This window comes from Novipirellula aureliae, from assembly GCF_007860185.1.
Taxonomy (GTDB): domain Bacteria; phylum Planctomycetota; class Planctomycetia; order Pirellulales; family Pirellulaceae; genus Novipirellula_A; species Novipirellula_A aureliae.
Genome location: NZ_SJPY01000009.1, coordinates 26,316 through 52,667, shown reverse-complemented (window position 1 = coordinate 52,667; position 26,352 = coordinate 26,316). Strand labels below are relative to the sequence as shown.

Sequence of the window (26,352 nt, the reverse complement as noted above, 5' to 3'; positions counted from 1 at the left end):
GTGGAGAGAATTTGATGACGAAGAAAACCCAAAAAGACAACACTGAGCACTGCTGTCCTCTCGGGGACCTGACCGCAGCGTTCGAGGAAGCTTCCAACTTCTACCGTCGACGAGAAGAAAATGACCCGACTTATCGTGAGACGACCGGCTGGGACGATCCGCAGGTATTGTCTTGCCGAAAGGTCATCAACACCGCTTGCAGTGACAAGCTAGTAAACGAGGTCTGCGTCAATGGCGTTTGTTGGCGGCGAGCTTCCGTGCCAAATCATAAATGGGTAGACGCTAACGCATCACCACCTCGGCACGGTGGTCAACGCTCGCACTACCACACGACGTTTGATCTTGATGGTCACTCGGTTCACGTCGATTACATCAAACAAAGCTCATCTGGCCCCGGTAGTGGCGTCCACGACACCCAGTTCTTTGTTGATGGTCAGTTCGTTTCGAGAGGCGGACACGCGTTTACCGTTCCTGCTCGTATTCCACGAGGCGAACCGGCCGCGATGCAATGGCGTGGCTACCTGTTGGTGTGTGAAAACAACATCGACCACTGGTCCACTCCACATCCGTCGTGGTTTACACTCTGGAAACAAGATAAGACCCAATATTCGGAGTCACGATCATGAACAAGAACAACGCGAACAAACCCACGCGATCCGAACTCGAAGCGAATTACGGTTTTGCCGACCAACTATCGAATTTATCCGACAATGCACTCATCGACCGATGCAACGCCGAAGTCGGCAATCGAGGTTGGCTATCCACGACCATTGCATGCTCGGTCAAACGAACCCGCTTGCCCCAAATGCAATCCCGCGAAAATCCAGCGAAAAGCAGCCAAAGGCAAACACTCCGACAAACGCTTCTGGGCCTGTAACAACTACCCCCAATGCCGCGAAATCATCGGCATCGACTGACGGAATCACGAGTTCGCTTCAGCCCATGTCAACAATTGAAGTCCTCAAGAAACTCCGATGCCGGATCGACGCCGGTAATCATCAGTTGATCGCGGGCTCGGGTGCAGGCGACGTAAAGCAAGTGGCGCTCGGTGTTGTAGATGTCTTCGAGGTCCGCATGATCACCGATTGCCCGAATACGTTCTTCCAGTGGGACGATGTCGTCATCGCAAGCCATCACGCAGACGCAGCGAAATTCGAGACCTTTCGCTCCGTGCATCGTCGCCAAACGAATGGCTCCCAAACCGTGACCGGAAATGTCCGATGCTTTTCGGACTGCGTCGCGAGCACGGGCCAATTGATCGATCGTGCGTCCAAAAATCGCGATTTCTGAAGGATCGACGTTCTCGTTGATCCGCGCGAGCAGCCAGTCTGCGACGTGATCGGATTCGGCGTTTTCATCATCGGCCATGTAAACCGATGGACGGGGGCCGTTGAACACGCTGATGGTCCCATCTCGATGTTCTTCGTTGCCATCAACATCCGTCAATGATCCGTCGAGCAACCTGTCTGCCATCCGCCGAATCTGGTGTGACGTTCGGTAGTTGATTCTTAGTGTCCGGCTTCGTCCGCGAACCTCGACGCCAAGAGAGGACCACGAGAACGGTGTACGAAATATTCGTTGTCCCAAATCGCCGGCAAAGAACAATTCACCAGAATGATTCTTAGTCAGGTTGGCCAGGAATCGCAATTGTGCCGGGCTAACGTCTTGGCACTCGTCGACGATCACGCTGTGAAACGGGCGATGCTCCGACTGACCCAAATCGGCGTACAACATTGCCGGCGTGCTTTGTCCCCTTGATCGAAGGGTGGCACGCAATTCTTCAAAGACGCCCCAAGCCTGCTCGCGTCCGGATTCACTTAAACGCGTTTTACGTCCTAGCCGCTTGAAATCCCGATAGTCCGACCACGATGCCAATTTCCAGCCGTCAACCACATCGTTCCATTCATCCAAGAGGAACCGCGGCGTAAGCGATACACCGTCGGATTTAGCGATGATCGCCTCAATCCGGTCAAGCAGTTTCTCGTCGTCAATGCAGTCGGCCGGCGTCCCATGTTGCATGGCGTGGAATTGTTTAGCGATTTCATCAAGCGAAGCCACCACCAGTTTCGGTTCGCCGTCCGGCTTTGGCAAAGTACGCGAGATCCGTTCGGAAGGTATCAGGTACCGCACCTTCTGCACCAAAGCCTTCGCCAAATCTTCGGAGAACGTTGTCAACAAAACGTGCATCGTCGCCGCTTTAAGGGGCGCCGACTTCAAGGCCGCCGCTGCGCGGTGAATCGCCACGATGGTCTTCCCTGTTCCGGCACTGCCTGACACGCGGGCCGGACCGTTGAAGCGTCGATCGACAAAGCCCTGTTGGGCCGGATGCAAAAAGACAATCCACTTTTCCCACGGGGCATCGAGCGCCGCCGCCAGTTCATCAGCATCGTCCAGAACGCGGAATCGCGTCAGTGCGTCCGGGTGGTTGAACGGATCATCATCGACATCGGCCACCGTCCGCGGTTCCGGTCGTCCCCCCGTCGCCAGAATCAACAACGCCTCGGCAGCTTCGCCGGGCAACCGGTCTGCGATTGTTAGCAAGCGGTCTTCGTCGGCGGCGAGGCAATCGTCGACCCATTGATCCGGTACACCATAAGTCAGCAAGTCCTCGCGGACCATACCTGCCAAGCATGGTGGTGATGGTTGCGGAGTCGCCTCCACGTATGTCGGCACCTCGATCTCGCGCACCGTCTCGCGAATCTCTACCAATTGCGCCGCGCCCGTTTTCGGATGTCGTTCCAGTTTCCGTTTTTCGGCCCACTGGTACGCCTTGTCATGGTGATCGACATAGCACAGCAGCAAGCTCGCGTCCGTCTTGTGAACAATCACACGGATATCACGGCCCGCACGGATTGACCAAAAATGATTGTCTTTGCAACGCTCGATGCGATGGAACTGCAATCCGGGATTGGCCGGATTCACCTGCAAGTCGAACGCGGTCGTCTTGACCGCTTTCTGTTCATCGCCGGTCAACCGCGTCAGGCTGTCGGTGAACGTGTCGGAGATTCGGAATTGCATCATTACTCCCCGCTATCTGCGGCATCGAGGTTTCTTGGAATGAAGCCGTACCGCCCATCCTCTGATTTTGTGAAGTGAATCATGTTGACAGTTTCTGATAGGTCGGTGGGTGGATCATCATTCTCGAATATGACGACTTGCCGATCGTCCGAACCGTTCGCTAGCTGGCTATAGAAGTTGGCTTTGACGTCAAGTGAGAATTCCAATTCCGTTTCATCGGGTTCACGGTAGACGACAAGCGGCGAGTCAAGGATGACGATCGAGGACGTGGGAAGCTTTCGATTAACGCAATAATTGTTCAGGGCGAACGAGAATGCTGCATGGGTAATGGCACGGATTCCCTTCCCGTCGACTCTTCGGGCACGGTCGCCAATGACGATATCTTGGCTGCTTTCACTGAACGCGACACGCCCGCGATCGGGAAGCTGCCACGCCTCCAGCAAACGTTCGACTTCCAAACAGAACGGAGCGGCGAGATCACTCGAAATTTTAGTGATGATTGGATCACCGCTAGTCTCTGCGGCCAGAATCGCCTTTGCTTCGAACTCGATCGCTTCAAGTTGCTCCAGACGATCGTAAAGACCAATCAATTCAGCAATACTTGTCTGTTGCTTGAGCAGTTGCTGGTACTGCTGAAGTGTATCCGCGACTTTCGGCTGATATTCACCGTGAAGCCGTTGCGTCACCTGCGTCAGCGACGTTTCAAGCAAGACTCGTTGAGACGCGAGATCGTCACTTTCGTTTCTCGTATCCCGAATGGTGTCTGTCAGATCCTTCTGTAGCCGATTTACCTTCGTGATTTCAGCAGCCGCAGCAACTGAAACCTCTTCCGGCGACACCGAGCCCTCTTTGTGATCTTCGCTATGGTATTCCGAGGGTGCTCCACAGATAGGACAACGCTCCTCACTCAATTCTTCGAGTCGATTGCCCACCTCGTTGATGGATTCAAGCCGCCTGCGATCCGATTCGTACTGCTCCGCAAGAAGCGAAAACCGAACCAAGAGTTGCTCGACGACCTCTTGCCGAGATTCGATTCGCTGCAATTCGGTCCAAGTCTGAAGACGTTCTGACTCAATGCCTGCCAAGTCTTGCTTCTGCGTCTCAAGGAACGCTGACAGCTCATTAATTGTTCTGGCCAAGCGATCTCGCTGCGAGCGAAGTTCGTCGGCGCTACCGCGACTATTGTACTGGGCAATTTGCACTTGAAGGTCAGATTTGATCTTCTCCAGGACTTCGCCTTTGCCACGATTCTCAGCACGGCTGACCTTCTCTTCTTTCTTTTCAATAACCGAGGAATCGTCGACGCCGGTTAGAAGAAGCCGGAAAATACTTTGACGAAGAGTGTGCTCTTGGTAATTTCCGGACCAAATCGGCGAATCGTTGCGAATGATTTGTTCTTCGCTGATGATCGTGAGATGGGAAATGTCCCGGAAACTGACGCTCCGTGTTTTGCCCTTACCATTGGTCGTTATTCGTTTGTTTCGCAGTCCGCACAGCTCGAGCAACAATGCTGAGATGTTGTCGTCGCGATCATCCGAGTGCGTGGCTTTGAGAACCCGTTCGTCTCCGATTTCCGACACTGTTCCCGTGTTGCCACACCGCAGGCTTCGTCGAATCGTCAGCGATTGGGGCTTCGACCTCGGTTGTATTCGAACGTGAAGTTCGTCATATCCGCGTGCTTCAGGGATTTCCTTGGGGGCATTCTTGCGGCCAAAGGCGTAGTCGATGCACTGGGAGATGTACGTCTTGCCGGTATTTGATGGGCCGGAAACGACGTTCAAGCCGTCTTGGAAATCGACCGCCGCTTCCGCTACGTCCGGACCGGTCAGCCAGACTCGTTCGATGTAGAAACCGTAGTCAGTCATCTGCAACCCCATTCCAAAGGACGGAGGCCATCTCAAACTCCGCGCCCCACTTGCCAAGGTTGGCGGCTACAAAGTCGTCAAGGTACTCGACAGACTTATCCCCGAACGTTTCGGCTACCCAGCTCGCTCGATTCCGCAGGGTGACTGAATAATCCGCTTCAATGACATCGAGAAACGATTCGGTGCGATCGCTCGCTGCGAAGAAAACACCGGTCTGACGATAGAGCTTTTCGATCAAGCCTCGGCTGTGGAAAAGCTGTATTCCAGCTTGCAAGGGCTCGCGGCGAACGAGCAACTCGCCGCTGCGGTACGGGGTCTGCGGATGCAGTCCTTCAGGGCCACCCGCAACGTCATCCGAGTGAACCATCAAATAGTCGAAGATAACGAGCTGCCGAAGCGAAAATTCATTCGGGAAAGCTTCGTTTAAAAAAACCAGTGTTCGAAAACCCAACTCGACAGGGCTATTGAATGGCGAAACGGTTGTTTCATTCGATCCGGTACTCACTTAACCCACCTCACCCGTTCGTCGTTCGCAAGTTGGTGGCAGATGCCTCCGCGATCACGTGTCTCCATCCGCGGAACCAGCGGATGCGACGTAATCTGAAGCACACGAGCCAACTTAATCACGGCTTTGACCCTAGCGAAACCATCACTGTGATCTGAATCAACCTCGTCCATAATCCCGTCAAAGTACTCCCGCTGAAGCTCTTCAAAAGAACCTGGCGGCAGCGTGTCACGTGAAAAACGCTTCAACGACTCAGCACTGTAAAACTCGTGACGCGAGCGATCGAAATGAGCCCGCAACTCCGCAAAGGATTTCAACTCATCAGCGTCATTCAGGACGCGAGACAGATTGCTTCCGTATGCATCGAGCAAGGCCCGCACGTACCTGACTTCGATGTCTGCGACCGCGGCGGGCGGAAGCATGTCAGTGGGGCGATTCGGCAAGCCACCGCCGAAACGGTAGACGTGGTACGGAGTCTTCCGATGCTGCTCGATGAGCCGCAACGGTGGAATCGCACTAAAAATGCCAAAATCAGCTTTGTCGAGAAACTTCAGCAATTGGCCTTTCAAAGGGATCGCCGTCGTCTCCGTGATTGCATTTTCGCAATAGGATGCCCAGTTCGCTTTCAGCTCATTCTTCAGCTTCTCTGGATCCTTCAGCAACTTCGCCAGTTTGTTGCCGGCTCCCTGTGATGCAACGAACACGTACTTTCGCGGATAAGTGAACTCACCGCGGCACGCGTAATAAATCAATTTTCCAAACTCGCACCAAATATCCGACGGCGTGATGGCGGACTTGTAGTGCTTGCATTGAAAATTTTCCCAGACGGTTTCCGAGTCATCGACGCTCGCCACGACATCACGCCCCATGTCCCCCGCACCACCGGATCGGTTCACGCTGAAGTAATCGTCGCGAAACGAGTCCGCCCACTCCAAGACAAACTCCTCCCAATCGTCCGGGCTGAACAACCGGATGAGTTTGATTGGCGGCACGAGAATTCCGGTGCCCACATTTTCAGGGGTGACGTTTTCTGGCTGCTTCGGTCGTGGCAACGGAGCGAGTTCGTTGTTAGCGGGTTGAGTTGTCATCGTGCCCGAACTCCGATTCTCAATCCTAGACCACTTCGTATCAGCCGGATGACACTGTCTTTGTATCGCATAACGGTTTGAGGCTGCTGTTCCGGACTGGCAGAATTCACGTGCAAGATAAACACGGTTGCCTCAATCGTCTTTGGCTTGTGGGAAATCAGGCGGATGACGATGCCGGTGAAGGTAACGGAGATCCGAGATTGCATTGGATTCAAGCCAGTCAATTAAAAAGGTGCGTCGTCTGGATCGACCGATTGAGCGTCTTCGCCCGTACCATCGTCGGTAATTTTTTTGACCACGCCTTGCCAGTCATGAACTACGGAATCCCAATTTGCTGGACGGTCGACCGGTTCATTGCAGTCATCTTGCCCTGTCCAAACGTCCCAGAAGTCCGGGTCATCAGAGTGTGGTTGTTGCTCCTTCTTCAAATCGTCGATCCGTACCAAAAGCGGAAACTCCGTTGCCCATCCAAGGATGATCGCGTGCTGCGAAGGCAGTGACGGTAATTCGCGTAGCAAACCTCGGAGGTTGTCGGGAACAAGCTTCTTAACGAGCTCTTGGTCGCGGTCATTGCTGATGCGGTGCATAACGAAGGTATTGCACTGCGAAAGCACCGTCTGTGAGAGTTCAGATGGACGCTGAGACGAAAGGACCAGTCCAAGGCCAAACTTACGTCCCTCGCGTGCGATTCGCTCGAAGACTTGACAGCAGACCTTTGCCGCATCGTGATTGTCAACATCGTCCTTGTAGCGTTTGATGAAGGTGTGGGCTTCTTCCATCACCAAAACTGTCGGCAGTGCTTTCTTGTGGATCTTGCGGTAACGTTGAAGTGATTCAAAAATCATCCGGCTGCAAACCGCGATCACTACATGGACAATCTCCGTCGGAACCAAGGAAAGATCCAGAATCGAAATCGGGCTTTCATCCTCATTCTCGCTGCCGACATAGGTTTCGAGCCACTGCTGGAGTGTCGGCGAGTTATCTCCCTCGACAATTGAATTGCAGCGGGAATCGCTAAGGAAGGTTCGGATACGTGAAACGAGAAAGTCGACGAACTGACTGGCGTTCTCTTGCGCCGCGATTAGTTGAAGATGATCGGCAAGCTCAATCCCTTTGAAACGAATCGGCATGTCTTCGTCCGGTCCGTCTTCGTACAACAGGCCACCGAGGCAGTCCAGAGCGCCGTCCATAGCAGCAACGATTAATCGAACGTCATTCTCAGAAAATGGTTTGTAGTATTCAATCGTTTCTCCATCCTTCGGGAACGAGCTAAAACTCTTGTCGAGGGCCGACTTAATACATTTAGTGATCTCGGATAGAGGAACATCATCAAAGTCAATTGTTTTAGCCGACAGATCTTCACAAGCGGACTTCAGCCAAAAACCTGTTTTAGTGGGATCATCTCGGATTTCACCGGTGGAAAGCCTTCTCCTGACACCAATGGCTACGCTTGTAAGATAGCGACGCAGTCCAAGCTTTTTCTCCTCGTAAGTATCACCATCTGTGAGCCCGCGTCCTGCCTTCACATCCCGCAATGCACGACGAAGCATTGGACGTTGAGTTTTCGCTGTGGCTTGGGTGAACGAAGACCATTCCGCGCTGTTCCAAAACCAAAGCGGAACGTGCAGAGGATGCTCACTGTCGCCTGGGTCAAGTTTGAACACGCGGGCGGTGTTTTTCTCTTTCTCGTTGTGAAACGCTCTTGCGTACTCTCCATTCGGATCAAGGATTACAAAGCGAGCATTCGGCCTTCCAGTTGTTCCGTTGCTTTCTCGCTCTCGTTTGGCGGCTTCGAGCGACCATCGAATCAATCCGGCGACGGTGCATGACTTACCGCTTCCCGTATTTCCAAGCACCGCAAGGTGTCGCCCGAACAAACGGTCTGGGTCGATGCTAACCTCTGCGTTTTCCGCTAGCGGACTCACTCCGATGCGTACACGACGATTTTCACCCGACTCGACTATCGAGCGAAGTTGTTCAGTCGTTGGCAATACGACAGCTGATCCGACCGTGGGAAGGAGCCCGGCACCACGACGAAACGAATAACTCGTATCGGTCTGGCGCAGTGTTCCAAGTGGATTTAGGCAAAGTTTCCGCAGGGGGTATGGCAGGTCGATCACGCCAAAGTCTTTGACACCACGCCGTTTTGGAAATGATGAACGCTCGATCGTTAGCCATTCAATTTGCCCTACCACGAAACCGTCGTCGATCGGAACCAGCACGTATCCGTTGATCCGCGGAAACGGTCTCGCACCGCCCGTGTTTAAAGCAACGGAATCGGGTGCTTCGATGTCGAGCAGAACTCGAATTTCGTCAGGAGAGACAAAGTCGACAGCTCCAATTCGCAGGCTTTCAGCGAGCGAGAAGGGTGTTTCACTCATAGCCCCTCCAAATCAAGTTCGGTGTCGCCTGGCTTCGGCTCTGCAACTTGCGATGGTGCGGGTTCGACTTTAGTGGCTTCGGCTGACCGTGTACCGAACCGAGCCTTCAGGAGTTCCGCCATACGGAACGTAGCTCGGTCAATCGCAGGTTTCGGCAGATAGGAATCGACCAACGTTCCAAACTCGCCGATGTGGTCGCCCAACAAGAGCGTCACCTGCGCGTGCCGCCCGAGTTCTTCGTACATGTTCATAATGCGATCCAACGGGTCGTTGTACGATATCACCACTAAGTGAGTCGAAGGAACTGTAAGCATGTCCTTGATCACGCGATTCAAATGGTCATCGCCAAAGCCGTAACCGAAAGTCACAAGCGTATGGTTGGGTCGGCACAACGAAGCAGCGAAGTCGCGGAACAACTCCGTGTAGGGATAGAAGGTGGTTTCTCGATCTTTTGCGGCATTTGGAAAGATCATCAACTGCGAAGCATCTGTGCCAATCTCAGCAAACGCGGACGAGACAAGCTGCATGCTTTTGCCACCAAAAGGCAAGCCAATACGCCGAATGTTCCGTTCAATATCAAGCCAGTCGAGTGATCCGTGCAGTTTTGTGAACCGCGCGACCCCTTCGAGATATCGAGGTTCTCCGCGTATTCCAGGTGGATTGTAGTGAACATCAAGATCAAGACGCGAAGATCGAAACAAAGGAGATACAGAACCAACGAAACGATCCAGCAGGTGCATGCCAGCGGCATCAGCCCCAGCTTCAATCAAACGATCATAATTCGTAGTAAATATGTGGAGTCGATCCCGTGTGCCAGATCGTGAAGCAAAGGACATGAGAAAGCTCACGAGATAGCTAAACGCGTCTTCTCGCTTTTCTGGTACAGCGTTCGCGATCCCTTGTTCGCCCGTGTAGATGAAAGTCGAGAACATTATGAGCACGTCTTGGATGCACTCTCGCAACCTGATTGCCTTGCTGGTTGCTTCTGCATCGCCCAGGGCGGCGGCAATCTCGACCCCACGATGGTACTCGTTCGCAATTCTAAGTTGATCCTCGATGTTGCCCTCACTTCGGCCGCATGCATGTGCGGATCTCAATGCTTCGGCCTGGATAATCTCATCAAATTCTTCAAAATTTGCTTTTGCCATGCCGGGCACGCCACTTCCAGTCGCGCGCCGATGGACCGCATTGGTGAGACCGGAACCCAAAAGTAGAGAAAGGTGCTCAGACTGACAAAGTGATGTTAACCATGGCTCAATTCTTTCCCTCAGTTTCTTCTTTCCGAACAATTCACCTGGCCGCACCCAACTACAGCCACTGTCTGATACGAGTTTGAAACAGGGTGGCGACATGCCCTCTTCACACTCGGTTTGCTCAAATAGAACTGGGTGTATGTCGTCACGCGTTTTGAGGACATTCGTTTTTGCGGTGAGCTTCGGTTCTCCTTCTGTACTCATTCAAGTACCTCCTTCACGCGGAACACCTTCATCACTTCGTCGCCGAGGTGGTTGATGACTTTCACTGCGATGCGGCCGGATTTGGGTTGGGGGAAGGGGCGGGAGACATCGCTGTTGAGGCTGTCCCAGGCTTCTTTGTCGACTTCGGCTTTCAGGGTGGTCTTAAGGGACTTGTAGGGGTCGTTGGCGCCTAGGAAATAGGCTTGACGGACGAAGAACGATTCTTCGTTGTAGTCAGTGTCGACGAACCAGCACGCGATACCCTCGGCTCCGTCGCTGCGGACTTCGCCGGTGCTGGGTTGGAAGACGTCGACGCCGTTGATTTGAACTTCGATGTCGTCCATCTTCGCAGCTTTGGCTTTGCTGCGGCGGACAGTGATGTCCGGTTCGCCGAAGATCACGAATAGGTTGCCCTTGCCGGTGTTCTTCAGGTCGGCCGACATGTGCATGTCGGCGTTCATGCGGGCTTTCAAGACTTGGATGCGGCCCAGTTTGTTGAACTCGGTCGCGTGGGCTTCGTAATTGAAGCCGCAAGCAATCAGGACATCGAAATCGGCGTCGCCACATTCGCGGGCGGCGGCTTTCAAGTCGGGCTGGGAGATCGTGCCGAACTCGGGGCCGATGAAGATGCCGGCGCGTTGTTCTTTGCCGCTTTCGTCGTTGAACCGACCCTCGGCGGCGATGTACTGGCCGGGCCAAGGGACCAGGGAGGTGAAGTCGATCTTGTCCTCTTTGTGAGCCTGTTGGACGCCGGACTTTTTCAGGTTGTCTAGGATCATGGTAGCGAAGTCGGCGATCTCGGTGGTCTCGCCGCCGGTACGCGTGGCGGGTGCATCGAGCGGGTCGATCAGTTCGTCGTTTTCTCCAACCGATAGCGTGCGGTGGGGCGAGAGCGATTCGACGGTGAAGGGACCGGCGACGCGGACTTTGGTTTTGTCTTCATAGGGTTTGTCGTACAGATATTCAAAGTCCGCCTTGGCCGCGATCGAGGCGTCGATTTCTTTTTGGCGTTCGATGCGCAGCTTCCACCACTTCGCGTGCAGCTTCTTGGCTTCGTCAGGCCACGGGTCGCGAGGCTCCTCGGGCAGCGTGTCGAGTGTGAACGCGTCCTTGCCCTTCATGCCGACCAAGGCGTTGAGTTTCTTCAGGTCGGCGGAGACTTCGGCAGCGATAATCTCGCGGACTTTGTCGGCGTGCTGGGACAGCTCGACAGTATCGAGCACTTCGAGGGTCGAGGCCAGTCGTTTGCGATGGTCGATCAGTGATGCGTGCAGCGCGACCGCTTCATTCTCCCACCGCTGCCCTGCTTCGCGAGGAATTTGCCAATCTTCCCAAGACTCACCGAGCACCGCGTTGAGTTCTTCTCGAATCGGTTCGAGCTTGGTTTGAAAGGCATCGTAGATGACGTCGATTTCGGCGTTATGCGCAATCGAGCGGAGAGAAATGCGAGCATACCGTTCCATACTAAACCCAACCCGCAAGTCATTGGTCGGCTTCGTTATTTCTGAGGCACTGCTTCCAAGTTCTGCTTCTTTCTTCTTTCCCTCTTCACTGTCTTTCAAGAGATAGTAAGGATATCGAGCACCAATAATGCGGGAGCGCGCGAGTGCCAACGCAACGCGGCTAGTATCAATTGTGATCCAGCGTCTCCCCCATTGCTCAGCAACAAATCCGGTGGTTCCCGCTCCACATGTTGGATCGAGGACCAGATCGCCGGGATCAGTCACTTGTAAGATGCAACGCTCAATGAGCGTGGTCGACGTTTGCACTACATAAACTTTTGGATCGCTGCGTGACTTGATGCCTCCGCTAATGTCGTCCCAGATGTTGTCGAATCCTGTAAAAGGGAAATCGCCGAATCGCCGCTTGTAGGCCAAGCGGGTTCCTTCAATCGCAATGCGAGATGCTTTTTTTACACGGTTCATGCCGCTCACATTGGTTCGCCAACCGCCGGTAGTTGGCCGGAATTTCTTTCCCCTGAACGAAACGGGATACTGAGTTGAATCACCGCCCGAACGCGAAGTTAGACCCTGTTTGAAAAATGGGTTGCAGGTGCCCGCCTCGTAACCCTGCTGCGCTTCCACGATACTCTTGCGTGTCTCAACCATCTGCTCGTCACTGATCAGGTAACGAGTTGCGCCTGGCTCGCCGATGGTCAGCGGTTTGAACAGTGTTCTATACTTTAGGCTGGCTTTGTCTTTCGCATAGAAAAGTAAGTAAGTTGCTACTTCATCGAGGTGCTTGGCGCCCATGCCCACAGCTGACTTGTATGTGATAGTCGCAACACAGTTTTGTGAACCAAAAACTTCATCAAGCAAAACGCGGACATTGTGCACGTTTTTATCTCCGATTTGTAAAAAGATGCAGCCGGTTTCGCTCAATAGTTGGTGACTCGCAATCAATCGATCTCGTAGATAAGCAAGGTAACTGTGAATCCCGTCACTCCACGTATCGCGAAACGCCTTTACTTGCTCAGGCTCACGGGTGATGTGCTCTCGTTTTCCATCGGTGACACTGTTGTTTTCCGTAGACCACTGAAAGTTTGAGTTGAACTTGATGCCGTAGGGCGGGTCGAAATAGATGCACTGGACTTTACCTCGCAATCCTTCACGTTCGGCCAGTGACGCCATGACCTGCAAGCTATCGCCCAGGATCATGCGGTTGGTCCAGTTGGCGTCGTGCTGGTAGAACTCGGCACTGCGTGCCTCCTCGGGCAAGCCGTTGAAGTCGCCGAATAAGTCGAGCTGCTCCGCCTTGCCTTTCTCTTTCAAGGCATCGGTCCGACGCATCAGGTCGTCGATCAGAACCTTGGGGTGAACTTTTTCCTGGATGTACAGCGGCGGCGCGTTGGCGACCAGCGGTCCGGCGTCCTGTTCGTCTTTGCCCCGCCACACTAATTGCGGGTCCAAGTCCCGATTACGGCGCTCGTACGCGACGCGGATTGAATACTTGTCCTCGGTCTCCATCACCGACTGCTGTTCGGCGGTAGGAATGTTCGTCCGCCGGCTGTCGGCATGCCGCAGCGTCTCGACGGTTTTCTTGGTGGCTTTCTTCCGTGATGCTTTCTTGGCCATGCTTATCTTGTCGTAATCTTGTTGTTTTGTCAGTTAGGCTTCTTCGTCGAACGCGAACATGTCGATTAGCAGATCAACCATGCGATTGGTGCGTGCCTGAATCAAGTCGGCGTTCCAGGTGTGAGTCTCTGCGAGGCTGGTTGTCTGGCCATCGCAGTCAAACTGCAACGTGTTCAACGCCAATTTGTTCTTGTAACCGATCGCGATTTTCTGACCGGCAATCTTTTTCGCGCCCGCAAGAGCCTGCTTTTTAGCGAAAGAGGCTTTGGAAAGTCGCGAGTTGTAGCCGCTGAGGGTGAGGTTCCCGAGTCGATCGACGTATTCAAGATGAAGTTCCGCAGCGCGGTCGGCGTCTCCATCGGCGAGATCAGCGATCCATTCTTTGGAGAGGTTTTCGGTTTGCGGTAAGACGTGCTCGATGGTCCAGATGTATTTGTCTTTGTTGTTGCGGGACCACAGATCGGGTTTGTACTCACGATGGTGATGTTCTTCGTCGAGCTTGATTAGCAGGTAACGAGCCATCCCTACGTTCTCGTAGTAGATGTAACCGCCCAATTCCTCGCGAAAGGTATCGAGTGACGCGTACCGATCTTTGGCAAGCACTTGTCCTTGCAGGAACGCGTAGCTCAGCTTGCCGGTTTGCTCGATTTCTTTTTGACAGGCACCAATCGTGTCGACATGGGACTGGTCGAGCTGGGACGTGCCTGGCGTATCGGTGACATTCCGACGCACATAGAACTTTCGCAGGAGGTTGATCGCCCGAAGCAAAAAGTCATCTTCGACAAAGACGTCATCGTCAACGGTGAAAAGATAAAGCAGCAGTTGGTAGGCCGGTGCGGCGTTGATTCTTTGCAGATCCACTAGCGCGGATTGAATGTCGGTGTCTAGCTCGTAGTCTTCCGGCGAGATTAGCGAACCGTAGTGGCCCGCAGCGTCGCACAATCGGTCGAACACGGCCTGGGGGTTGCGGGAGATGACCTTTTCATAGATCGCGATGATCTTGGATTTGTTGGCCCGGTTTATCCCCGCGACTCGGATGTCGTCGTCCCAGTGATTTGCGTTGTAGAACTGACGCAGGAACCGCTCTTGCTCGTCGGTTTCTTCGATGTTGTCGACGATCTGCTGCCACTGGTCGAATGATTCATCCACACTGGTTTGGTGTTGCTTCTGCATCTCGGCCAGCATCTTGTTTTTGACGATGTCGATGGCCGACAGCGGAACGCCCCGATTGTTAAGCGTCTCGAAGAGCGTGAAGGCGTCGGCTTGTGATCCGACGGCGATGAAGACGAATTGCAATTGGTTTATCTTCGCGAACAACGACATGCACCCTCCGATATCGTTGGGAAGGTTCTCGCGAAAGAAGTTGAGTGCCCGAGAGATTCGGCGATTGCCAAATCGTGTCGGTATGGCCACGGAGCCGACGAGCCCAATTTGCCCCATGGCGTATCGGTAGTCTTCGTAATTGTCTTTCTGGGTCGATGGGTGAACCCGCAGATAACAGTGCTTCCCCCTTTCGAGCCATCCGCGATGATGGGGTTCGGTCAAGTCCTCTTCGGTCTTGACCTTGAGCACCAGCTTGTTGCGAAGACTAGCGAGACAATTCTCAAAGTCGCTTCGTTCTTCTTCGTCTTCAAAGTCTGTTGTGCCTCGCAGGGAAACCATCTTCTCGTAGAGAGCGAGCATATAAAGCGATAAGGTCGTCAGTCGTTGCTGTCCGTCGACAACCTCGAAGATTATTTGGCAGCCATTGATGTCGTCGTCGGAATCACGAACGACGATGATCGCTCCCATGAAGTATCCGGGATCGTTGTCGTCGATATCTTGAACTAGGATTTCCCAATTGCGTTTACCCCATGTGTATTCGCGTTGATACTTCGGGATGTGGTAATGCTCCCGGGCACCGTGGGTGCTATCGACGATCTTTGAGAACGTCAGGATGTTAGCTTTCAAGGTGGGATGCTCCCGCGGATCGGATTGAGGGTTCGGGTTGTGACCGGATGGCTTCGTCGACCATCTGATCGAATTGGGCGGCGACCTGTTGCTCGAAGTCAGATGCCATTTGGAACACTTCGGTGAATTCGGCAAAGGCCCACCGTCCGAACGAGCCAAGGTTGTTGACGCCGGGGATCCAGTAGGTCTTCATCGTGTTGGCTTTCTCTCGGGCATCTTCACCGCGATAGCCTTTGATCTCGACGACGAGGTTGAGCAGATCGGGCGTGCCGTCGGAAAGCGGATCTCTGCCGTCGTCGATTTGGACGATGAAGTCAGGCCGATACTTGCGTGCTTCATCCATGAACCGATACGGGACTTCCAAACCGAGACCGTGATTCTTGACATAGGCACGCACTGCGGGGTGTTTTTCAGCGATGCGGCAAAATTCGGCTTCCCAATCGCTGTCCAGCACGACCCAGTTGACGTGAGAGTGATTCACGCTGGTTTGGTAACGGTCGGCTTTGGAAGTGTTGAAGTTGACGAACCGTGAACTGCCCGATGGATTGTACGCGTCGAGCATCGCTTTGATTTGATTATCGCCTTGATGGGCGCGGACAATCGCCGCACTGATCTTTTCGCAAGCTTGGTCGGCCAGGGCTTGGTACATGAGCTGCGCCGGATACGTGCCGCCTTGAAATTCGGTGTAGCCTTTGAGCCATTGGCCGGCGATGCGTTTGAGCGGCATGAACAGGTCCATCCGCGGTGCTTCGCCAGGCTTCTTCCATTTGACCATGACCAGCCGTTCGGTCAGTTTGTAAAGCAGGCGGCTGTTGCGAAGTTCGTTGGTGTGGACGAGGTTCAATTCGGCCGGTTCGCCGATAATGCCACTGTTGAGTGTCTCGGTCGCGCCGACCATTTGTTGTGTCACGACCATGCGGTGGTCGTCGGTGAACTCGGCCTTGATGCGTTCGGTCGGTAGTTCGACGCGGTAGCCGCTGACGCGAGGGAATCGGATTTCGAGTTCGTCGCGTTCGGGACGGACGGCTTTGACCTGCACCGTTTCGCGTGGCTTTTGCGGTGGCGCGACGACGGGTTTGGCGTTGAAGTCGAACGGGATACCGAGCACGTCGGCGTACTCGACATCGAATTTGTTCTCGGCGTTGAGGTCGTAGGATTGGCGACGCAAGGCGCGGCCGATGACTTGTTCGCAAAGCAATTGAGTCGTGAAGCCGCGAACGCCCAGGACGTGCGTGACGGTGTTGGCGTCCCAGCCTTCGGTCAGCATCGACACAGACACGACGCAGCGGATGGATTCGCCAAGCCGGCCTTTTTTGCCGACGGTGTTCATGACTTCGCGCAGGATTTCTTCGTCACTGATGTTGTCGGCTTTCTGGCGGTCGCCGGTTCGCTGGACGATCTCTTTGCGAAATTGCTCGATGGCATCGCTATTGAATTTTCGAAAGTCGGCGTGTAACGCTTCGCCGGATTCGAGCTGGCCGCTGTCGATCAACAGGGTTCGCGGTTGCGGGTACGGCTCGTGGTTGTCGGGGTCGAAGTTGCGGAACAACGCGAGCTGGCCGGCGCGGGTGTGCGACGTGCCGTCTTCGTTTTGTATTTCATAGCCGCTGATGTAGTCGTAAACGAGCTTCGATGAAGAGGTGTTATTGCAAACGACGATGAAACAGGGCGGGACGTCGATGCTGGCTTCTTGCCAAAGCTTGAACGTCTTTTCGTAGTGCCCATAGAGAGCGTCGAGTGCAGTTTCGAGCGGCGTTGGAATCTTGCCGGGGTCGAGGTCAGACACTTTGCTGCGGCCGGACTTGGGCATGTCTTTGCGGATGTGTTCCCACAGGTTGCGGTACATCGGCATCTCGTCGTTACCGCCAGGCAGGTTATCCGCGATCGGAACGCGAGGCAGTTTGACGATGCCACATTCGATCGCGTCCATCAACGAGAAGTCGCTCATCGTCCAAGGGAACAGCGTTCCTTCGGCGTAACCGCTGCCGCGAAGAAAGAAAGGCGTCGCAGATAGATCCATGACGCGGCTGACGCCCATGGTTCGATTGACCGCTTCGATGCCATTGATCCACAACCGGGCGGCTTCATTGTTCTCTTTGGCTTCGTCTTTCTCTTCTTTTCCCGTTAGATCGGATTCTTCGGATTCGTCCGCCGGCTTTTCACGATAGCAGTGGTGGGCTTCGTCGTTGATGACCATGATGTTCCGCATACCCATCAGTTCAGGCATGACGCGTTTGATCATCTGACCTTCGGTCTCGGTCGTGTTCAATTCTGGCCCACGACCTTGAAGCAACGCTCGGCCTCCCGAGGACAGGTCCAGCGTATTGCGAAGCTTAAAGGCGTGGTAATTCGTGATAACGATACGAGCCTGCTCGAGGTCCGGCAGCATGTCGCCAGGAACTAGTTCGCGAGACTTGAAGTAGCTGTCGGGATCATTGGGTTGCAAGACTCGCAAACGATCCTTGATCGTCAGGCCAGGCGCAATGACAAGGAATCCACGGGTGAACCGACTGCTGGTTTTGCGGCGAACCCAATTTATCGTTTGCCATGCGATCAGCATCGCCATCACGGTGGTCTTGCCGGCACCGGTTGCCAGTTTGCAGGCCAGTCGGGAGAGGCCTGGGTTGGCCGCTTCATTGGCTGAATAGAGCGCATCGAGAAAGCGGTTACCAACTTTATTGTCGAGGTTCGGTGCGACCTCGGTCAGCCAAATCGCAACTTCAGCGGCTTCGACTTGGCAGAAAAAAGGCCGAATGCTGCTGAAGTGATTACCCCGCCAATGCAGCAGCAGGCGAGCCGTTTCAGGGGTGACTTTCCAGTTGGATGGATTGTCGATTTGACGCCACTTGTCGATCTCGCGACGGAGTTCGTTGATGACGGGATTTGGATCGTACTGTTGTTTTTCAGTCGACAGGCCTTCTTCGTCGGCGAAGATCATTTCGCTTTGCACGCCGGTCTTCGATTCTTTTTTGCCTCGACGTTTTTTCGGTTTAGGAATTGGCGTAATGAATGATGCAACGCGTCGCGAGGACGTGACCTGCTGCGTAGGCTGACCCGTTTCGTCAAGTTCCCAATGGGAGTTTGGGTACTCGTAAGGCGAATTCAGAATGGGATCGTCGAAAAACTTGGACACCCTTGCCCCCAGCAACGTTGCAGCTTGACCTAAAAGTCCCAACAGTATACGTTCAGTAGGAGAAGACCACAATCACCGGTCGGATCAGTTTGTGATCCGATCAAAGCATTTTGTTGGGGTGCAGCTGATGAACTTTGGCGATCACGTAAAAACGCTCCGAAACAATTGCCAACTAACGCAGGCTGAGCTTGCTCGGCGGCTCGATGTCAGCATGTCGTATATAAGCAAAGTGGAACGCGGCCGATTGCACTCCGGTGATTACCCCTCTGAAAAGTTCATCCACAAGCTGGCCGAGGAATTGGAAGCGGATGAAGATGAGCTTTTGATGTTGGCGGGTAAGGTACCTTTGTCCATTCGGCGACGCATTCGTGAGAGACCAGAGGTTTTTCAAATTATTGCGAAGATGAATGACAAGCAGATCGACAAGCTGATGGGCGACCTACCGAAGCCACCGAGCAAGGCTTGACGAATTAGGGCACCGAAGATGGATTAAGAAGCTATCGCCGCGGTGGATAATCGCACCTGCCAGATAAGCAATACGATCGTTCACCGCCATTACGTCTTTTTGGGGCCACGACCTGAGTGCCAACGGAGTAGATTAGGTGTTCGTTCAAGATTTTGGTCCGTTAGCCACGTTTGCTTGGGCCAATTTGAGTTGTTTGAGATAGTCAAAAATACGTTGATTCGGCTCCAAGCCCGACCAATATCGCCACTGCCTTTGAGTGTAACGACGGGAAAGGATGCAGCGGTTTGGTCTGGCGTTAGGGTGGACATCACAGACTTCGGATCAAACGTGAAGTCGCCAAGTTGAGCCGCGAAGTGGCCAAGTTCGTCGGTTTTAAAAAGTCGCTCGGGTCGCCATGCCATTTCGTTTTCCTCACAATGATCGTGGATCAACAGGCATTCTACCAAATCGACGAACCGCTAGGCCGGTCGAATCCAGCGAACGTTTGTCGTAGAATCGGGTTCGTATTGACAACGGTCTGTTTTGGCAACCAGCAGGAACTGAATGATGGACGATGAAGCGTATGATGCTTCACAACCAGAGGTGACGCTTTATTCCGACGGTAAGGGGAGGTGGCTGAAGCTTGTGGGGGGCGTCCAATGCTCAGAGAAGATTCTCTTTAATCATCGCTGCCAAGGTGTCGTCGGCCACCAGGGTGATCATTGGTGCTTCGGGCCAGATGGTTCGTATCAATTCAACCCCCACGATTCCGATCCTCGTCGCAAACACATCGGTTTTGGGACCATTCCGCCGGGGAATTCGGAGTATCGAACACCGCTGGAAATGAGTCGCTATCGTTTTCTGAATTTCCATGAGGACACGGAGATCACAGACGCGGAAGAAATCGCACGGCTGGAACGTGGCGATTTCAAGCCTGAAGAAGGCTTCGACCGTCCTTGCACGGAAGAAGAAATGGAGCAGCTTCGTCAGCTCGGACGTCTGGAATCCGATAAAAATTTCTTGCGTTTCGAGCGATCCGCGGAACTCAAGTACAGGGTGAAGGACTTTTCAGCGAAGTCGAGCACGGACGTTATTACCGCGCGTTTCGATGGCGACGTCGAACGCTTCAGCAACTTGGAAACCGGCCAGTCCGCGACGATCGACGCTCCCCTTTCAATGCAATTGATCACCGAAGCCGCGGTCCGACTGACGCCGAATATTGAGCGGGTGTTAGACATCGGTTGTGGAGCCGGCAACAACATGCTGAAACTTCGGCATGTCTACGGAAAACCGTTTGCCAGCGACCTTCTCGACCTGAGCGTCCCAATGCTCGCGCGGGCCAGGCAGCGGGTGAACGAGGCCGGGATTGAGGCGGTCACGACTTGGCATTCTGATCTCCGCGATGCCGAGCTACCGAAGGAAAGCTACGACGTCGTGCTCGCCGCTGCGGTGCTGCATCACATGCGTGACGACGAGGATTGGCGAGCCGCGTTTGAAAAGATCATCTCGGTGTTGCGTCCCGGCGGATCGTTCTGGATCACCGATCTGGTTGTTCAAGAAACCATGCCCGTCCACGAATTGATGGGGTCGCGCTACGGCGATTATCTTGAGGGACTCGGCGGCGTCGATTACCGCCAAAAAGTCTTTGAATACATCGACCGCGAGGATTCGCCGCGACCAATGACGTACCAGCTCGACTTGCTTCGCCGCGTTGGATTCGCCCACGTCGAACTGCTGCACAAAAACAGTTGCTTCGCTGCCTTCGGGGCTTGGAAGGAGTAGGACCATGGCGAACCGAACGTCGCTTTACTCATCCGAACCTGCCTGGGGCGAGTCACACTTGCTTTACGTCGCATGCACCCAACCGGTTTGCCTTGCTATTGGTTATCCATATCCAACAGCAAGTCTTCTTTGACTGCGACAAGCGAGTCATCTTCCGGTGCAAGCCGAATTGCTTGATCAATATCATCTAGTGCCCCTTTTTTGTCGTTCAGCCCTCGTTTCGCTGCGCTTCGCACTCGCCAAGCCAGCGGGTTTTCTTGATCCATTTCAAGTGAACGGTTGCAGGTTTGAACGGCTTCCTCATAACGATTGTTCATAACGAATGAGTATGCATGCATCGCGTGTACAATAGCCATCTCTGGTGCAATGTCCAGAAGGTTTTCTGCAACTTCTAGCAGTTCGGCTTTTCTCCCGAGGGCATCGTAAATATAAAAGAGTCGGTCCCATCCTTCGATGCTCTGGGAATCGAGCCGGACCACTTCGCGAAACAATTCTTCGGCCCCCTCGTAGTTCTCCTCTTGGATAAGCAGCTCGCCACGAACGATGAATGCGTCTGGTTCTTCTGGTGCCAAATCTTCCAACCGCGACGCTGCGATCACGACGGCGCCGCGATGATTACCCGTTTCCTGATATTCCTGAAACAGGTCGATGTAGCAGAGAACCGGATCGGGTTCGCCGTCCATCGCCTCAGCGATTTCACTTGCTACGGGGTTCGAATCAACATCCACCTCGTACGACTCGGCTTCAAGAATCTGCCGTTGAAACGACTCAGGCATCTTAAACAGATTTAGTTTCCCCTTCAGCGGCAGTGGCTCTTTCAGCAAGCGACCGTTGCCCATCCTCCAACAATAGGGACCGAAGGCGAATGGATCGTCTTCGTGCTCAGGGCCATAGGATGCGATGTCTACGATGTCAGCAAGTCCGATGATGGCACCGTATGGAAACCAGTTGCGATCCACCAATTCGAGTTCGCACTCCCGAATCATCTCATTAACGTTTTGAGGACTTGTTGATGCATGAATAGCAATCGTCCCGCGGCGGTCCGTTGTCCAAGTGCGATTCTCAATCGTCTTGAGATTTGCGCAAATTGCCCAAGCATAAGGTTGCCGGATGGATAGTCCGCGTAGTTCAAACATGGATATACTCTCTTTTTAAAAAATGTCACTTCGGAAATCACCATGGCGATGCAAATTCTCTTAGCTACCTCTCCGATTTACAGACCGTGACGAACTCACCGATGATCCGAACGTCATCGGCATTTCTTCGGTGATTTGGATTGGCTGGTAATCGCTGTTGAGTGGTTGTAGCTCGATCGTGTTGTGTTGCCAGCCGTCATCGTTCATCTATTGGTGGAGTGATAACGTTTGACGGTGTAGCATCCGCCGTCTTCGGGATCGGTGTTCGTATTGGCTTGACTAGCAGTCAACCAGGAAGTGTTAGTTTTTAAATGGCCGCAAGCCGGATCGAGTACTGATTGTCGACGTCGAATTGACGTGTGGGGGGGGAACAAAAACGAAACTACCATCCTCGGCAACGGGAGCGTTCTAATTGTCAAACGCTTGATCGATTCCAATTCTTACGAGTATCGCTTTGATAACATGGTTCCTTACTTGAGCTGACTCCATTAATCCTCTGATGTTATACTCGATTTGGCCTTGCCTAACCCAACCAGGACAAAACGAAGGCCGCTTGATCAGCATTTTCGGGTGCTTTCCAACTCGCTCGTTCCACGTCGGCTTGCCGCAGTTGGGTTAATCGCTCGAGAACGTTTTCAGTAGAGATTAGCCGATGACGTAGCAGCCAACAACAGACCGCCGTACCGGTGCGTCCCATTCCTCCGAAGCAGTGGATATAGACGGGGCGATCGGCAGCGAGAGATAGGTCGATTGCGTCGAGGATACACCGCATACGGTCGATAGACGTTGTTCCGCCATCCGGGATCGGAAAACGCAGGTGAGCAATTTGCTCGCTACGATCGCTTGCAAGCCTTCGCAGTTCATTGTCGTAGCGAACGAACGGCTTTCCGAAATTGTTGGTTTCGTTTTCTTCTTGCAAGTTGATGAACGTCCGCATGCCGGCGTTGAAGAGCGACGCGATCCGCTGCCTATGGTCAGCTGGATCTGGCCGACCGGGGTACGCCCCAGCGAGTAAAACATCGTCAATAACCCAATAGGTGCGATTGCAAGGCGTCGGTTTTTCTGGATGAACAAAGTTGGTTGGGATGTGCAAGCGAGTTCTCCATGGAAAACGGATATGATACCAACGTTTAGTCAACCTGGCATTGTAGGAAATAAAAGTGAGTCGGTTCGAAAAGCTTACTGAAATCGACAAAGAGTCGCCTTAGCGGGTTAGCATAGAACGAAACACTGGCTTTCAAGCCTTCTCCAAGGTAGCTGGTTGCAATCGGATCTTTAAGCAACTCGCCACACCAACTAGCTATCAACTTGTCGCAGCGGCATTTTGTCACAGCGACTTTGGTTGTTCTGCAATATGTCTCTCTCTATATTCGGGGGTATTCACTACCCAAATAGAAAAGACGTTCAATGAGCGAGTTCTTTATCAAAAGCGCATTGCCTCAGCGGATCGGATACCGAAAGATAATGGTTGCCTCAAGTGAAAGATACCAGAATCGTAGGTGCCGCCATGGAAATGCATGCAAAAGCAGAGCTGATTGACTTAATTCGAACGCGATACTACGGCGCCCGAAAAAAGGACAAGTCTCGAATACTTGATGAGTTGGTCGCGATTACCGGGCACCAACGCAAGTACGCATTACGGCTGTTCGCTCACCGAGAAGCTTCGTCTCTGTCGATTGCGAAGTAGTGGGCCGAAAAATATACGACTGCGCGGTTAAAGAAGTGCTTGTTACGCTTTGGGAATCCTCGGATCGATTATGCGGAAAGCGTCTCAAAGCGATTCTGCCAGAGTTAATCAAACCGGTGGAATCACATGGCCACATGGATCTTGACGAATCCCTGAGAACACGGGTGCTGTCGGCAAGTTCCGCGACCATCGACCGACTCCTCCGACCGATACGTGAGAAGGCAACTGGAAAAAAACAAATTCGACCCAAGAAAAAGATCCGTGCGGCAATCGCGGTTAAGACTTTTTCTGAATGGGATGACGTCGCTCCAGGGAACCTACAGGATTGTGTTGTGATCGCCTCAGTGACCATCGTTACATGGCCAATCTGTTCCGCGTGATGATGCACAGCGTTGCGGCGAACTTGCTGGTGCGAATTCGGCAGATTGTCGAGATAGTGCCTGAGATTGATCAGTTCGCCAATGCTGAGATTCCTTTGGAAGCTCAGTCGCCTGGGGGCAAGCGTCGTCATCACACTCGCCGCCGTCGCCGCGACCCTCTGGGAGAAGGTCACGCTTGCACGTGGCGGACTCACGTGATCAAGGTCGCGTGCCGAGTGATCGTCCGCACGCGGCGAGTCCGCGTGCAATTCTCATCGAGTTGGCCGTGGGCCAATCATCTCAAGCGTGTTGCGGATCTGCTATCGGGCTACGCTCGGCCCGACCTCAACAGTGCCTAAATCTGCCAGAGGCGAGACGAAATTCTGAATGGGGGAAAGGGGGCGTTCCGCGCTGATCGGGCACCAAAGCACCTACCCCTGCGAATCTCACCCAAATTTTTTCCAGACGATCCCAAATCTAAATGTTTGTGAATAATCCGGGCTAAGGGACCTCGTTATTAGAGCCCTTAGGCAGGATAGCCATGGTAACCCAGTGTCATGTATGTTCGTGGTTCCAAAAACCCTCAACTCAGAGACTTATTCGATGTGCACACAAGATTTTCGCGGTGAGATGCTTCCGCAATGGGAGACGTTACTTCGCAAACTTTTTCCAATCGCTTTACCAAATAGCGTCAGTTGGAATCGTCTGGACGATATATTTGCCATTCTGCAAGAATTGGTAACTACCGCAGACATATGTCATATGCTTCTTCCATCGAGTGGCGGCATTGATATTGATAGAGTGGCCCGTTCCCCCGATTCTAGATGTATTGACATTATCGACCACGGCCATATCCACACAATGGTGCCCAAGTTGTTGACGTGCGAAATTTTTAAAGACAGCCTGGAACATTCCTATTTCCGCCTCGAGTGCAGCAGCCTCGCACCGGAGGGAGACACCGAATCACCGAACATTAAAGATGAAGAGCTGGTGCGGCTGCGCGACGGCACATACACTAGTCGAATTGGTTGGGACGATGGAGTGACGTACGATGAACACGGATACGAGATTGAGTTGCCGAAAGGTGCCAAACTCGCGACGAGGTACATGGGCGGGATCTTCGTCTTCGTTTGTAAGGCATCGAAGTTTGGACAATCTGGTGAAGCGTACGACGGACTTCAAAACACTATGTCAGCGGCCGAGTTCCGAGACCACATTCGGCTGCACTGGATCTGACGGTGATGACCGCTGCCCCCGAATTTGAGTATCGCCGTAGCGAGGTGAGCGTTGTACAGCCGCGAGAATATTCCCTGACTGTTAAAAGAAGCCGAGAGTCGCTTATTGAATGGGACGCGGGGCGTGCCGAACAACTTTCGCAAGCCGGACTGACTCGGATGATTCCGTTGGCCACTGTAACTAACGTGGAACTACGCTGCATTGAACAGCTGTGTTTCGGGGACGATACCCGACCGACTGATTCACCTGTTTTGTTCAGCGTCTTACTTATTTGCTCTTTTCGGCTCGAGGGGTCCTGCGAATGTGTCGTTGGCTGAGGCGAGAAGCTCTAATTCGCTTAGTGGAGGGTTGCATTTGGTTGTTGTTTACCGGATATGTTCGCGGCGGTGAACAATCCAATTTCTTAAAGCTGTTGATGCGTTAGAGCATGCGACACAACCTGCACGAGCGTATAAACAACTCACCAGAGACTGCCCCGGTATCTATGAACACACGTGCCTGGCCCTTTCTTAAACTAGTGTGGAGCGACACCACGAATCGATTGCGGGTATGGCGGTTTATCGACACCAACCGAACGGCGAGATTAAGTAGTTAGCAAGTCGCTACTGTGCCGATTTTGCTGTCTCGATCATCGCTCGCACTTGGTCCACAGATCGGTTTGCCCCGCCAAGGTGAATGTCGTGCCAGTGACGGTACGCTCGCTAGCGAGCTAGCCGGTTCGCGATCGTGAGCCGACCGTGGATCAGGTTCAGGAAAGTGGGCCGTGGAGCTTAATTGTCGATGGCGAAGCTGCTCGCGAATTGGCCTACGGCATGTACCAAACGTGTCAACGCGAAAAAGCGGGCCGAAGTTGACAAAAAGATGACAGCGTGCGTGCCGTACTTCGACGGCACTCACTTGTTCACGCCCAATAGCGACGTGCCCGACGACCAATCGTTGCGATTGGGATTTGAAAGAAATGAAATGGCACCGTTTCTCGCGTTTTTAGATCATCGATTCTAGACCGAGCCTAATGGCTGAGATCATCGATCGGTTAATTTGGAGTTATGCTTTTCTCGTAGCACTTCGCCGTCACTACTGCACCCTTGGTCGCGGTTCCACTGCATGCCTAGCCGCCAAGTAGTCCACCGACTGTTGCGTAGACACCGTAACCAGGCGGCGCAAACAATGCGGCGTTGACACCGACGAACGCACCCACCGCAATGCAAGTTGGCGCAGAATAGAATCGCCTATGCC

At 53.4% G+C, this 26,352-nt stretch carries 21 protein-coding genes; 8 read left to right on the top strand and 13 right to left on the bottom strand.

Annotation, left to right across the window (positions count from 1 at the left end):
• Positions 1-14 precede the first annotated feature (14 nt).
• Together Q31b_RS23990 and Q31b_RS23985 are read left to right on the top strand one after the other, a co-directional pair.
• Complete coding sequence (locus tag Q31b_RS23990; RefSeq protein WP_146602197.1) at positions 15-626, top strand: hypothetical protein; 612 nt, start codon at positions 15-17, stop codon at positions 624-626.
• 84 nt (positions 627-710) lie between these two features.
• A complete protein-coding gene (locus Q31b_RS23985) occupies positions 711-917 on the top strand; it encodes a topoisomerase DNA-binding C4 zinc finger domain-containing protein (RefSeq protein WP_146602196.1) in 207 nt (68 codons plus the stop codon).
• 28 nt (positions 918-945) lie between these two features.
• Here the strand turns inward: Q31b_RS23985 and Q31b_RS23980 are convergent, their stop codons facing one another.
• Genes Q31b_RS23980 through Q31b_RS23935 form a run of 10 tightly spaced genes read right to left on the bottom strand, consistent with a single transcriptional unit; the run spans position 946 to position 18,471 of the window.
• Positions 946-3,021: a 3'-5' exonuclease gene (locus Q31b_RS23980; RefSeq protein ID WP_231617814.1), complete on the bottom strand. Its 2,076-nt coding sequence runs from the start codon at positions 3,019-3,021 to the stop codon at positions 946-948.
• On the bottom strand, positions 3,021-4,883 hold the full coding sequence (locus Q31b_RS23975) for a hypothetical protein (protein WP_146602195.1): 1,863 nt from the start codon (positions 4,881-4,883) through the stop codon (positions 3,021-3,023). Before Q31b_RS23975 ends, Q31b_RS23980 begins: the two co-directional genes overlap by 1 nt.
• Positions 4,876-5,388 carry an ABC-three component system middle component 2 gene (locus Q31b_RS23970; protein WP_146602194.1) on the bottom strand — a complete coding sequence of 171 codons (513 nt, stop codon included), beginning with the start codon at positions 5,386-5,388 and terminating at the stop codon, positions 4,876-4,878. The genes Q31b_RS23975 and Q31b_RS23970 overlap by 8 nt, the downstream gene beginning before the upstream one ends.
• Complete coding sequence (locus Q31b_RS23965; protein WP_197172214.1) at positions 5,385-6,476, bottom strand: ABC-three component system protein; 1,092 nt, start codon at positions 6,474-6,476, stop codon at positions 5,385-5,387. The genes Q31b_RS23970 and Q31b_RS23965 overlap by 4 nt, the downstream gene beginning before the upstream one ends.
• Complete coding sequence (locus tag Q31b_RS29170; RefSeq protein ID WP_146602193.1) at positions 6,473-6,682, bottom strand: hypothetical protein; 210 nt, start codon at positions 6,680-6,682, stop codon at positions 6,473-6,475. Before Q31b_RS29170 ends, Q31b_RS23965 begins: the two co-directional genes overlap by 4 nt.
• Positions 6,683-6,700: 18 nt before the next feature.
• Positions 6,701-8,857, bottom strand: coding sequence for an ATP-binding protein (locus Q31b_RS23955; RefSeq protein ID WP_146602192.1), 2,157 nt, complete (start codon positions 8,855-8,857; stop codon positions 6,701-6,703).
• On the bottom strand, positions 8,854-10,314 hold the full coding sequence (locus Q31b_RS23950) for an SIR2 family protein (RefSeq protein ID WP_146602191.1): 1,461 nt from the start codon (positions 10,312-10,314) through the stop codon (positions 8,854-8,856). Before Q31b_RS23950 ends, Q31b_RS23955 begins: the two co-directional genes overlap by 4 nt.
• Complete coding sequence (locus tag Q31b_RS23945; protein ID WP_146602190.1) at positions 10,311-13,388, bottom strand: site-specific DNA-methyltransferase; 3,078 nt, start codon at positions 13,386-13,388, stop codon at positions 10,311-10,313. The genes Q31b_RS23950 and Q31b_RS23945 overlap by 4 nt, the downstream gene beginning before the upstream one ends.
• 33 nt (positions 13,389-13,421) lie before the next feature.
• Entirely contained in the window at positions 13,422-15,338 is a 1,917-nt protein-coding gene (locus Q31b_RS23940; RefSeq protein WP_197172211.1) for a DUF262 domain-containing protein, read from the bottom strand.
• The gene (locus Q31b_RS23935) at positions 15,328-18,471 is read right to left on the bottom strand and encodes a BPTD_3080 family restriction endonuclease (RefSeq protein ID WP_146602188.1); all 3,144 of its coding nucleotides are present in this window, start codon (positions 18,469-18,471) and stop codon (positions 15,328-15,330) included. Before Q31b_RS23935 ends, Q31b_RS23940 begins: the two co-directional genes overlap by 11 nt.
• Before the next feature lie 91 nt (positions 18,472-18,562).
• Here Q31b_RS23935 and Q31b_RS23930 point away from each other — a divergent pair, with 91 nt between their 5' ends.
• Positions 18,563-18,937, top strand: a complete 375-nt coding sequence (locus Q31b_RS23930) for a helix-turn-helix domain-containing protein (RefSeq protein ID WP_231617813.1) — start codon at positions 18,563-18,565, stop codon at positions 18,935-18,937.
• Positions 18,938-19,026: 89 nt separating this feature from the next.
• Here the strand turns inward: Q31b_RS23930 and Q31b_RS23925 are convergent, their stop codons facing one another.
• The gene (locus Q31b_RS23925; RefSeq protein WP_146602187.1) at positions 19,027-19,338 is read right to left on the bottom strand and encodes a hypothetical protein; all 312 of its coding nucleotides are present in this window, start codon (positions 19,336-19,338) and stop codon (positions 19,027-19,029) included.
• Between the two features lie 142 nt (positions 19,339-19,480).
• Between Q31b_RS23925 and Q31b_RS29165 the strand changes: the two genes are divergently transcribed.
• Positions 19,481-20,698, top strand: a complete 1,218-nt coding sequence (locus tag Q31b_RS29165) for a class I SAM-dependent methyltransferase (RefSeq protein WP_231617812.1) — start codon at positions 19,481-19,483, stop codon at positions 20,696-20,698.
• 95 nt (positions 20,699-20,793) lie between these two features.
• On the opposite strand, the gene Q31b_RS23915 is transcribed toward Q31b_RS29165, so the two are convergent.
• Positions 20,794-21,834, bottom strand: coding sequence for a tetratricopeptide repeat protein (locus Q31b_RS23915; protein WP_146602186.1), 1,041 nt, complete (start codon positions 21,832-21,834; stop codon positions 20,794-20,796).
• Positions 21,835-22,357: 523 nt separating this feature from the next.
• Positions 22,358-22,927 carry a protein-tyrosine phosphatase family protein gene (locus Q31b_RS23910; protein ID WP_231617811.1) on the bottom strand — a complete coding sequence of 190 codons (570 nt, stop codon included), beginning with the start codon at positions 22,925-22,927 and terminating at the stop codon, positions 22,358-22,360.
• Between the two features lie 384 nt (positions 22,928-23,311).
• On the opposite strand from Q31b_RS23910, the gene Q31b_RS23905 reads away from it, so the two are divergent.
• The 4 genes from Q31b_RS23905 (at position 23,312) to Q31b_RS23890 (ending at position 26,118) form a co-directional block, all read left to right on the top strand.
• Entirely contained in the window at positions 23,312-23,521 is a 210-nt protein-coding gene (locus Q31b_RS23905) for a hypothetical protein (RefSeq protein ID WP_146602185.1), read from the top strand.
• 325 nt (positions 23,522-23,846) lie between these two features.
• Entirely contained in the window at positions 23,847-24,239 is a 393-nt protein-coding gene (locus Q31b_RS23900) for a hypothetical protein (RefSeq protein ID WP_146602184.1), read from the top strand.
• A gap of 202 nt (positions 24,240-24,441) precedes the next feature.
• Complete coding sequence (locus Q31b_RS23895) at positions 24,442-25,116, top strand: hypothetical protein (RefSeq protein ID WP_146602183.1); 675 nt, start codon at positions 24,442-24,444, stop codon at positions 25,114-25,116.
• A gap of 780 nt (positions 25,117-25,896) precedes the next feature.
• Positions 25,897-26,118 carry a hypothetical protein gene (locus tag Q31b_RS23890; protein ID WP_146602182.1) on the top strand — a complete coding sequence of 74 codons (222 nt, stop codon included), beginning with the start codon at positions 25,897-25,899 and terminating at the stop codon, positions 26,116-26,118.
• Positions 26,119-26,352 lie beyond the last annotated feature (234 nt).